This is a genomic window from Pseudomonas sp. 21615526 (genome assembly GCF_013386245.1).
Lineage (GTDB): Bacteria > Pseudomonadota > Gammaproteobacteria > Pseudomonadales > Pseudomonadaceae > Aquipseudomonas.
This window is the reverse complement of record NZ_JACAOM010000004.1, coordinates 22,620-32,241: the sequence shown is the minus strand read 5'-3', so window position 1 is coordinate 32,241 and position 9,622 is coordinate 22,620. Positions and strand designations below refer to the sequence as shown.

Genomic DNA, 9,622 nt, shown 5'->3' with positions numbered 1-9,622 from the left:
GCTTGCAGCGGCATCTGGCGGATGAGGGCTGCCGGTTTGATGCGCTGCTGAACGAATGCCGGGAGAACCTCGCGCTGCTGCATCTGCGGGACCCCGAGTGTTCGCTGGCGGAGATCAGTCATTTGCTGGGGTTTGCCGATACCAGCAGCTTCAACCGGGCGTTCAAGCGCTGGACCGGGATCACGCCGGGGCAGTTTCGGGATGGGTTGAGGTAGCTGGAGTTGCGGCGGCTGCTTCGCGAGCAAGCCCGCTCCCACATTTGACCGCATTCCAAAGTTGGAACTCGGTCAAATGTGGGAGCGGGCTTGCTCGCGAAAGGGCTAGCCTCGGTCTCAAGCGAACATCACACCATCTCGTTGCGAATCCACTCAACTACAGAAGTCCGCTTCGGCGCCCATCCCAGCAATTCCCGCGCATGCTTGCCGCGCACCCGGCTGTTGGAGCCCAGGCCATAGTTGGCCATTTCATAACCCCACTCGGCCTCGGCATCCGCCAATGGCCAATCCTGTGGTTCACCCAGCTTCAGCGCTTCGGCAATCGCGGTGGTCATGTCGACAAACGCCGCTTCGCCACTCTCCACAAAGTAGAAAGTGCCCGGCACATTCTTTTCCAGGGCCAGCAGGTACAACGCAACCACGTCTTCAATGTGCACGTTGGACCAGATGTTCTGCCCGGTGCCCACATGCCGCACTACACCGCTTTTGCGTGCCTGCTTGAGCAAGCGTGGCAACTGCACGCTGTCGCGCTTGACGCCCAGGCTGTGACCGTAGATCAGGGTGTTGCAGATCACTGCCGAGTTCACGCCATCTTTGGCGGCAGCCAGGATCAGATTGTCGATGGCCACGCGAGCGGCCTTGTCGACGGTCGGCTCCGGCAGGTTGTCTTCAAAGTAGATGACATCGCTGGACTTACCGCCCGACGCATCGCCGACGATGCTCGAACCGCTGGTGTGCAGGAAGGTTTTGTTGGAGCCGCGCAACGCGGCCAGCAAGGTTTCCACGGCGCCGCGATGGTCGCTGCTGGCGGCGTTGATCACCGCGTCAGCTTTCTTCGCCTGCTCGGTCAACAGCGCGCTGTCATCCAGCGTACCGATCACCGGCGTGATACCCAGTGCCGTCATTTCCGCAGCCTGTTCGGTGCTGCGCACCAGGCCGGTGACGTTATGGCCGGCCTTGACCAGGCCAGTGGCGATGGAACCGCCGATAAAACCGGCAGCGCCGGTAATGAATACGTTCATGGAGGTGTCTCCCTGCGTGAGTAATTGATGGACTCAGTATTGCGGACCTATCCATTCCGAATAAGTCCGTATTGCCCAATTCAATCTTGCGCAGAGGTCACGAATCAGCTGGCGTAGCTGGCCAGCTTGCCCTGGATAAAGTCCAGGAAGCACTGGATGCGCAAGGCCAATTGCGAGTTGCGGTAGTACACCGCGTTGATCGGTTGACGATAGCCGCTGTTGAACTCGGCCAGCACCGGTATCAGGCGCCCGGTCTTGATGTCCTGGGCGGTCATGAAGTCCGATAGACAGGTGATGCCCTGCCCTTCCAGCGCCAGCTGGCGCAAGGTTTCACCGCTGGAAGCGGCGACACCGGGCTGGATTTGCCAGCGATCGCCGTGCACATGGCGCAACGGCCAGTGGTTGAGGGTTTCGGTCTGGGTGAAGCCGAGCAACGTGTGTTCGGCCAGTTCGGCAACGGTGGTGGGCGTACCGTGCTGTTTCAGGTAAGCCGGGCTGGCGAGGATATGCAGCGGGCTGCAACCCAGTGAGCGGGCGTGCAACGTCGAGTCGGCCAGGGCACCGATACGGATCGCGATGTCGGTGCTCTGCTCCAGCAGGTCGATGATCAGGTCGTTGCTGTTCAGTTCCAGCTGGATATCCGGGTACAGGCCACGAAACTCGGCGATGTACGGCACGATCGCATGCAGCATGAACGGCGACGCCGCGTTGATCCGCAGGCGCCCCGATGGGGTTTGCTGGCGCGACGACAGGCGTTCTTCCAGGTCGTCCATCTGCTCGAGGATCACCTTGGCCCGCTCGAAGAAATACTTGCCCTCTTCGGTCAGGTCCATGCGCCGGGTGGTGCGGTTGATCAGGGTGGTGTCGAGCTTGGCTTCCAGGCGCGACAAGGTGCGGCTGACCGCCGACGGCGTCTGCCCGACCTGCTCGGCTGCGGCGGAAATCGACCCGCATTCAATCACGCAGACGAAGATCTGTAGCTCATCGGATCGGGCTTTCAACGTGAATCCTCTTTATAGCGGCTGCACGGATACTAGCCGCATTACAGACTCAGGTTAAACACCTGTGCCAGATGCTGTTCATAACGCGCCACGTCGGCTTCGATGGCCGGGCGTTTCATCACGTCCACGCAGAGGAAGGTCGGCAGGCCGGTCATGCCAAGGAACTCGTTGGCCTTGTGGAACGGGAAATACACCGCGTCCACGCCCTTGGCTTCGAAGAAGTCGGTGGGGTCGTCGAACGCTTGCTGGGGAGCGTTCCAGGTCAGGGACAGCATGTATTGCTTGCCCTGGATCAGGCCGCCGCTGCCGTATTTCTGCGACGAGTCGGAGCGGGTGCGGCCGTCGCTGGCGTACAGGCTGCCGTGGCCTTCGGTGAAGACTTCATCGATGTACTTCTTGACGATCCACGGAGCGCCCATCCACCAGCCGGGCATCTGGTAGATGATCACGTCGGCCCAGAGGAATTTGGCGACTTCTTCGGCCACGTCGTAGCCGGCGTCGATGTGGGTTTCCTTGACGTCGATGCCGCCACGGTCCAGTACCGCCAGGGCGGCTTCATGCAGGGTGCTGTTGTAGCGACCGTCGGAATGGGCGAATTTCTTACCGCCGTTGAGCAGGAGTACTTTTTTCATAGGGGGTGCCTAAAGATTAAAAATGTCTGAAGGCAGGGTAACGAGGTCTGTCCTTTGGAATAAGCGTCCCGGCGGCAAAATACATTTGATCAAGGCGCACGAATCAACGGCATATTGTTAACCACTGATCAGCAGATGACCTCCCAGCGCGGCCATGCCGATAAAGAACACCCGCTTGAACAGCACGGCACTGATGCGCTGGCGCAGGGCCTGGCCCAGCCACATCCCGAGCAGCGCGGGAACCAGCGCCAGCAACGAGGCGTTCAATTCGCCGCCGCCCAGGCTCCCACGCCAGAACAGCCCGGCTGCCAGCGCCAGGGTCGACACGGTGAACGACAGCCCCAACGCCTGCACCAGCTGATCGCGGTTCAAGCCCAACGCTTGCAGATACGGCACCGCCGGTATCACAAACACCCCGGTGGCCGAGGTGATCACCCCGGTCAGCACGCCGCACAGCGGGCCCAGCCAACGCTCGGTGGCCGGGCTGACCTTGAACGTCGGCAGCAACAGCCCGCTCAAGGCATACACCAGCAGCGCGCCGCCCAACGCCCGCACTACCCAATGCCCGCCATCCATGCCCAGCCACACCGAGCCCAGCCCGGTGCCGAGGAAAATCAGCAGGAGCATCGGCCACAGGCGTTTGATCAACGCGCTCAGGTGACCGCCGAAGGCCAGTTGCCAGAGGTTGGTGACGGTGGACGGGATGATCAGCAACGCCGCAGCCTGCGCCGGCAACATAGCCAGGCCGAGCATGCCCATGGCGACGGTAGGCAGGCCCAGGCCGATGACGCCCTTGACCGTACCGGCCAGCAGAAAGGTGCCGACCACCAGCAATGTCAGGGCCGGGCCGAGGTTTTGGTAGAACGCGAGTAAGGTATTCATGGGTCGATTTTGCAGGTTTGGGTGATGTCTGAAAATTCGCCTTATACTGAGGCAGCCTCTTGTTTTGCATGAGGCAGATGGCCTCTTCGCGAGCAAGCCCGCTCCCACATTTTGAAAGGGTTCACAGATCTAAATGTGGGAGCGGGCTTGCTCGCGAAGAGGCCCGTCCAGACACTGAGATCCCCAGCCCATGCACTTTGACCTGATCGACCTGCGCCTGTACCTGCACATCCTCGACACCGGCAATATCACCGCCGGCGCCAGCCGCAGCCATTTGTCCCTGGCGGCGGCGAGTGCACGGATCCGGGCGATGGAAGCCTCCCTGGGCATCGAGTTTCTTGAACGTGGCCGCCGTGGCGTCACCCCGACTGCTGCGGGTAAAGCCCTCGCCCGTCACGCCCGCCTGCTGTTGCAGCAAGCCGATCACCTGCAGCAAGACCTCGCGGAATACGCCAACGGCGTCAAGGGCCAGGTGCGCCTGCTGTGCAACACCACCGCCCTGAGCGAATACCTGCCGGAACTGTTGGCGGACTTTCTGCACGAGCACCCCAACCTCGACATCGACCTGCAGGAACTGCCAAGCCTGCGCATCACCCACGCCTTGCGCCAGGGCGCGGCAGACCTGGGGATCATTTCCGATGCGGTGGACACCCACGGCCTGCAAACCCTGCCCTTTCGCGACGACCCGCTGGTGCTGATCATGCCGCTGGATCACCCGCTGGCCGGGCGCACCGTGAGTTTTATCGACAGCTTGCAGCACGACTACGTGGGCCTGGCCGCCGACAGCGCGCTGGCGGTGTACCTGGAGGAACAGGCATTGCACGCAGGCTTTCGCTTGCAGATACGCATCCGTGCAGATGGGTTTGACGGGCTGATTCGCATGGTCGCCCGGGGCGCCGGGCTGGGGATCGTGCCCCTGGCCGCGCTGGAACGCTGGCCGTTGGAGCGGCGCTTCAAGGCCCAACCCTTGAGCGAGGATTGGGCCTGTCGCAAACTGCTGTTATGCGCCCGCGAGTTCGAGCAATTGCCGGGTTATGCCAAAGCCTTGTTCGATGCCTTGGCCGCGCCCTTGCGGAAGAATACGTAGTACACCGCCGACAGAATCAGCAGGAACGGCACCCCGAACACCAGCGTCATCTTGAATGCATCGGTGAAGAACGTGGTGATCATCACCGCGCCCATCAGCACCAGGCCCAGCAGTGTGCTGTAGGGAAACAGCGCCAGCTGGAACGACAGCTTCGCCCCGCCGTGACGCTTGCGGTAGCGGCGGAAAAACAGGTGCGTGAGGAAGATCATGAACCAGGTGAAGATCGCGCCAAACATCGAGATCGCCATCATCAGGGTGAACGAGCTTTCCGGGTACACCACGTTCAGCAGGGTCGCCAGGGCAATGCCCGAGCTGGACAGCAACAAGGCGTTCAACGGGATCCCGCTCTTGCTCAAGGCGCCCATGGACTTGGGCGCAAAACCGGCGCGGGACAGGCTGAACATCATGCGGGTGGTGATGTAGAGCTGGCTGTTCATCGCCGACAACGCAGCGATCAGGATCACGAAGTTCATCACCCCGGTGGCGCCGGGAATGCCGATGGTCTGCATCACCGTGACGAACGGGCTCTGGGCGTGGCCAGCCTGGTTCCACGGCACGATGGCCAACATCAGCGCCAGGGTCAGCAGGTAGAACACCACCAGCCGTACGATGGTCGCGCGGAAGGCTTTTTTCACCGCCTGCTCCGGGTCGGCCGCTTCACCGGCGGCCACCGCGATCATTTCCACGCTCAGGTAACTGAAGATCGAGACGATCACCGCGATCCACATGCCGCTCAACCCGTTCGGGAAAAAGCCGCCGTGGGCCGTGTAGTTCTGCACGCCGTAATCCGGATTGCCGGAGCCGAACACCACGTACATCGCGAGGATGATGAAGCCAACGATGGCGCTGATCTTGATCGTGGAGAACCAGTACTCGAAGTTGCCGAAGGTCTTGACGCTGATGGCGTTGAGTACGATCAGCACGCTGGAAAACGAGACGATCCACACCCATTCAGGCACGTTGGCAAACCAGTACTTCATGTACATCGCCACCGCCGTGACCTCGGCGCCCACCGCCAGCACAATCGCCGCCCAGTACGCATAGCGCACCAGGAAACCGGCCAGCGGGCTGACGTAAAACTCCGCATACGCGCCGAACGAGCCCGAGGTGGAATGCGCCACGGTCATCTCCGCCAGGCAGCCCATCAACAGCAAAGTGATCAGCGCGCCGATGGCATAGCTCACCAGCACGCTGGGCCCGGCATAGCCGATGGCGTAGGCGCTGCCCATGAACAGCCCGGTGCCGATGGCGCCACCGATGGCGATCATGCTCATCTGGCCGGAAGTGAGCTGGCGCCTGAGGCCCAGTTCGCGATTGGTGATTTCGGCAAAGCCTTGGTCTGGCGTGGTCACGTGGCGTGCCCCTTTATTATTGTGATTGCACTGCTTTCTGGTTGAAACACTGTCCCCTGTGGGAGCGGGCTTGCTCGCGAATGCGGTGTGCCAGTCAATACATCAGAGACTGATCGACCGCATTCGCGAGCAAGCCCGCTCCCACATTTTTTGCTCTGCGTTTACTCAGGTGACGCTGTGGCGAACCTTGAACTGCGGCTGGTCCCAGGTTTTCTGATCGAGAATCTCACCCAGGATTTCCACCGCATCCCACACTTCAGCAAAGCTGGTGTACAGCGGGGTAAACCCGAAACGCATGATGCGCGGCTCGCGATAATCACCAATCACGCCACGGGCGATCAAGGCCTGGATAACCGCGTAGCCTTCCGGGTGTTCGAAGCTGACGTGGCTACCCCGTCGGGCATGCTCACGCGGGGTGATCAGGGTCAGGTCGTGGGCGGCGCAACGGCTTTCCACCAACTCGATGAACAGGTCGGTCAACGCCAGGGATTTAGAGCGCAAGCTGGCCATATCGGTCTGGGCGAAAATATCCAGGCCACACTCCACCATCGCCAGCGAGGTAATCGGCTGGGTGCCGCACAGGTAGCGGGCGATGCCCTGGCTCGGGGCATAACGCGATTCCATGGCGAACTGTCGGGTATGCCCGAACCAGCCCGACAGCGGCTGCGTAACCACATTCACCAGCGCCGGGTTGACCCACACAAACGCCTGGGAGCCGGGCCCGCCGTTGAGGTATTTGTAAGTGCAACCAATCGCATAATCGGCACCGGCCTGATGCAGGTCGATCGGCACCGCGCCCGCCGAATGCGCCAGGTCCCAGATCGCCAGCGCGCCACATTCATGGCTCAAGGCAGTCTGGGCCTGCATGTCGTACATGTAGCCGGTCTTGTAGTTGACGTGGGTGAGCATCACCACGGCCGTGTCCTGGTCGATGGCTTTCGGCAGTTCGTCCGGGCTGTTGACCAGGCGCAGGGAGTAGCCCTGTTGCAGCAGTTCGGTGAGGCCTTCGGCGATGTACAGGTCGGTGGGGAAATTGCTCGCTTCGCTGACGATCACCTTGCGGCTTGGCGCGCGTTCGCGTTGCACGGTCAGCGCGGCGCTGAGCACTTTGAACAGGTTGATGGAGGTGGTATCGGTGATCACCACTTCACCGTCGCGGGCACCGATCAGCGGTGCCAGGCGATTGCCCAGGCGCTGGGACAGGTCGGCCCAGCCGGCACTGTTCCAGCTGCGAATCAGCCCATTGCCCCACTCCTCGGCGATCACCGCTTGTGCCCGTTCCAGTGCCGCTACCGGGCGCGCACCGAGGGAGTTGCCGTCGAGGTAGATGACCCCGGCCGGCAAGGCGAATTGGTTGCGCAATGGCGCCAGCGGATCCTGGGCGTCGAGGGTCAGGCAATGGGTGCGGGTGGTCATGGTCAGTCCTGTTGTTGTAGTAACAATGAGCCAAATAATGAACGAAGCTTTAGAGAATTTTCGTGCAAAGTGGTGAGCAACAGGCTAATTAAGCTGTAGGAAATTCGAATTTAACCCCCAAACACGCGGATTTATTCTAACCATGATTCTCGACGCCACCGACCTGCGCCTTCTGCATTTCCTGCAACAGGATGGCCGTATCAGTAACCAGGAACTGGCGGAGAAAGTCGCCCTGTCGCCGTCGGCCTGCCTGCGGCGTTTGCGCCTGCTGGAAAGCGAGGGAATCATCAGTGGTTATCGGGCGGTGTTGAACGCCGAGCAGTTGGGGATTGAGCTGGAGGCCATCGTCCACCTGTCGTTACGCCAGGATGTGGAGGATTGGCACGAGACGTTTATCAAGAAGGTGCAAGGGTGGCCGGAGGTGGCCAGTGCGTATGTGATTACCGGGGCGAGCAATTATGTGCTGCGGGTGCAGGCGCGCAACCTCAAGCACTTTTCGGATTTCATTGTGAACCACCTGAACCGCACGGCGGGGGTGATGGATATTCGGTCGGAGATCGTGCTGCAGAAGATCAAGGATCGGGATGATCTGCTCGACCTGGTTGTTCGCAAGTAGGCCAAACGATACAGAGCCAATGTGGGAGCGGGCTTGCTCGCGAAGGCGGAGTGTCAGTCACCGGAAATATTGACTGATCCACCGCATTCGCGAGCAAGCCCGCTCCCACATTTTTTTACCGCGTTCAGTCTTCGAGCGCGCGCACTCGCTGCATGCGCTTCTGCTCTACCGGCGCCGCCGCAGGCTGCAACTCGAAGTCAAAATCAATCTGCGCAAACTGCCCTTCCACACCAAATTCCTTTGCCAGGTTTGCGTCCTCGCTGAAGCGAATTTCGGCGATCAACTCATCCCGCGTCGCATAGGCAAAATCATCATGCAGGTACGGGTCATCCGACAGGTTGATCTGCGTGGTCAGGTGCCGATGGCCCGGCGCCGAGATGAAGAAGTGGATATGCGCCGGCCGCTGGCCATGGCGCCCCAACTGGTCCAGCAACTGCTGGGTCGGGCCGGTCGGCGGGCAGCCATACCCCGACGGCACGATGCTGCGAAAACGGTAGTTGCCCTGGGCATCGGTCTCGATTCGCCGACGCAGGTTGAACTCCGACTGCGTGCTGTCAAACCACGAATACGTACCACCGGTATTGGCCTGCCATACATCGACAATCGCCCCCGCCAACGGCTTGCCATTGGTGTCGCGCACCTGGCCCTGCATGAACAGCGGCACGCCCGGGTCCTGCCCGTCGTCCAGCCGCGCCTCGAACTTGGACAGCGGCGCACCGGCCACGTACAGCGGGCCTTCGATGGTGCGCGGGGTGCCGCCGGACTTGCCGGCTTCCTCGTCCGCCGCGTCCATCAGCATGTCCAGGTAATGCTCCAGGCCCAGGCCTGCCGCGAGCAAGCCGGCTTCCTGGTTCTTGCCCAGTTCGTTGAGGTAGTTGACCGCCTTCCAGAACTCTTCCGGGGTCACTTCCAGATCTTCGATGATGTTCACCGTGTCCCGCAGGATCCGGTAGATCAGCGCCTTGGCCCGTGGGTTGCCGCCGTCGTTAAGGTTGCCGCTGGCTTCTTCGAGAAACTGTTGGGCGTGAGCAGTCTGGGAAAGTCGGATGGTCATGGTGCAATCCTCATCTTGTAATTATTAGGTGAAAAAACAGACTCAGCGATCATCCTCACGGATCGACGATGGATGCCGGCACAGGGCATTCACTTCGATGGCCATGTAAGGATAAAGCGGCAGTTGCATCAGCAGGTCATGCAGTTCCTGCACGCTGTCGACATCGAACACGCTGTAGTTGGCGTACAGCCCGGCGATGCGCCACAGGTGGCGCCATTTGCCTTGCTCCTGCAGCCGCTGGGAGAAAGCTTTTTCTTCAGCCTTGAGGCCGGCAGCGCGCTCGGGGTTCATGTCGACTGGCAGGTTCACGGTCATTTTTACGTGGAACAACATCGCAGGTGTCCT

The 9,622-nt window shown here is 61.0% G+C and carries 11 protein-coding genes; 3 read left to right on the top strand and 8 right to left on the bottom strand.

Annotated features, from left to right (window positions below; all coding sequences use genetic code 11):
* A partial coding sequence (locus tag HX786_RS01610; protein ID WP_178911650.1) for a helix-turn-helix transcriptional regulator occupies positions 1-215 on the top strand: 215 nt, incomplete at its 5' end.
* A 128-nt stretch (positions 216-343) separates the two neighbouring features.
* On the opposite strand, the gene HX786_RS01605 is transcribed toward HX786_RS01610, so the two are convergent.
* The 4 genes from HX786_RS01605 to HX786_RS01590 all read right to left on the bottom strand — a co-directional run bounded on the left by HX786_RS01605 (position 344) and on the right by HX786_RS01590 (position 3,752).
* On the bottom strand, positions 344-1,237 hold the full coding sequence (locus HX786_RS01605; protein ID WP_178911649.1) for an NAD-dependent epimerase/dehydratase family protein: 894 nt from the start codon (positions 1,235-1,237) through the stop codon (positions 344-346).
* Positions 1,238-1,341: 104 nt separating this feature from the next.
* Complete coding sequence (locus HX786_RS01600) at positions 1,342-2,238, bottom strand: LysR family transcriptional regulator (RefSeq protein WP_017478506.1); 897 nt, start codon at positions 2,236-2,238, stop codon at positions 1,342-1,344.
* 41 nt (positions 2,239-2,279) lie between these two features.
* A complete protein-coding gene (locus tag HX786_RS01595; RefSeq protein WP_008436691.1) occupies positions 2,280-2,870 on the bottom strand; it encodes an NAD(P)H-dependent oxidoreductase in 591 nt (196 codons plus the stop codon).
* A gap of 117 nt (positions 2,871-2,987) precedes the next feature.
* A complete protein-coding gene (locus HX786_RS01590) occupies positions 2,988-3,752 on the bottom strand; it encodes a sulfite exporter TauE/SafE family protein (RefSeq protein WP_177009239.1) in 765 nt (254 codons plus the stop codon).
* Between the two features lie 190 nt (positions 3,753-3,942).
* Here HX786_RS01590 and HX786_RS01585 point away from each other — a divergent pair, with 190 nt between their 5' ends.
* The gene (locus HX786_RS01585; protein WP_178911648.1) at positions 3,943-4,839 is read left to right on the top strand and encodes a LysR substrate-binding domain-containing protein; all 897 of its coding nucleotides are present in this window, start codon (positions 3,943-3,945) and stop codon (positions 4,837-4,839) included.
* On the opposite strand, the gene HX786_RS01580 is transcribed toward HX786_RS01585, so the two are convergent.
* The gene (locus HX786_RS01580) at positions 4,785-6,191 is read right to left on the bottom strand and encodes an amino acid permease (RefSeq protein ID WP_178911647.1); all 1,407 of its coding nucleotides are present in this window, start codon (positions 6,189-6,191) and stop codon (positions 4,785-4,787) included. The two genes, HX786_RS01585 and HX786_RS01580, sit on opposite strands and share 55 nt — an antisense overlap.
* A 165-nt stretch (positions 6,192-6,356) precedes the next feature.
* Positions 6,357-7,607, bottom strand: a complete 1,251-nt coding sequence (gene kynU, locus HX786_RS01575) for a kynureninase (RefSeq protein WP_178911646.1) — start codon at positions 7,605-7,607, stop codon at positions 6,357-6,359.
* Between the two features lie 142 nt (positions 7,608-7,749).
* On the opposite strand from kynU, the gene HX786_RS01570 reads away from it, so the two are divergent.
* A complete protein-coding gene (locus tag HX786_RS01570; protein WP_003212305.1) occupies positions 7,750-8,223 on the top strand; it encodes an Lrp/AsnC family transcriptional regulator in 474 nt (157 codons plus the stop codon).
* A gap of 124 nt (positions 8,224-8,347) precedes the next feature.
* On the opposite strand, the gene catA is transcribed toward HX786_RS01570, so the two are convergent.
* Both catA and catC read right to left on the bottom strand, forming a co-directional pair.
* On the bottom strand, positions 8,348-9,277 hold the full coding sequence (gene catA, locus HX786_RS01565) for a catechol 1,2-dioxygenase (protein ID WP_008436682.1): 930 nt from the start codon (positions 9,275-9,277) through the stop codon (positions 8,348-8,350).
* 42 nt (positions 9,278-9,319) lie between these two features.
* On the bottom strand, positions 9,320-9,610 hold the full coding sequence (gene catC / locus HX786_RS01560; RefSeq protein ID WP_003212310.1) for a muconolactone Delta-isomerase: 291 nt from the start codon (positions 9,608-9,610) through the stop codon (positions 9,320-9,322).
* Between the last annotated feature and the right edge of the window lie 12 nt (positions 9,611-9,622).

What these genes read in the sequence shown, in the direction of transcription:
- HX786_RS01605 (WP_178911649.1), bottom strand. Translation starts at nt 1,237, where the DNA reads ATGAACGTATTCATTACCGGCGCTGCCGGTTTTATCGGCGGTTCCATC.
- HX786_RS01595 (WP_008436691.1), bottom strand. Translation starts at nt 2,870, where the DNA reads ATGAAAAAAGTACTCCTGCTCAACGGCGGTAAGAAATTCGCCCATTCC.
- HX786_RS01590 (WP_177009239.1), bottom strand. Translation starts at nt 3,752, where the DNA reads ATGAATACCTTACTCGCGTTCTACCAAAACCTCGGCCCGGCCCTGACA.
- HX786_RS01585 (WP_178911648.1), top strand. Translation starts at nt 3,943, where the DNA reads ATGCACTTTGACCTGATCGACCTGCGCCTGTACCTGCACATCCTCGAC.
- kynU (WP_178911646.1), bottom strand. Translation starts at nt 7,607, where the DNA reads ATGACCACCCGCACCCATTGCCTGACCCTCGACGCCCAGGATCCGCTG.
- HX786_RS01570 (WP_003212305.1), top strand. Translation starts at nt 7,750, where the DNA reads ATGATTCTCGACGCCACCGACCTGCGCCTTCTGCATTTCCTGCAACAG.
- catA (WP_008436682.1), bottom strand. Translation starts at nt 9,277, where the DNA reads ATGACCATCCGACTTTCCCAGACTGCTCACGCCCAACAGTTTCTCGAA.
- catC (WP_003212310.1), bottom strand. Translation starts at nt 9,610, where the DNA reads ATGTTGTTCCACGTAAAAATGACCGTGAACCTGCCAGTCGACATGAAC.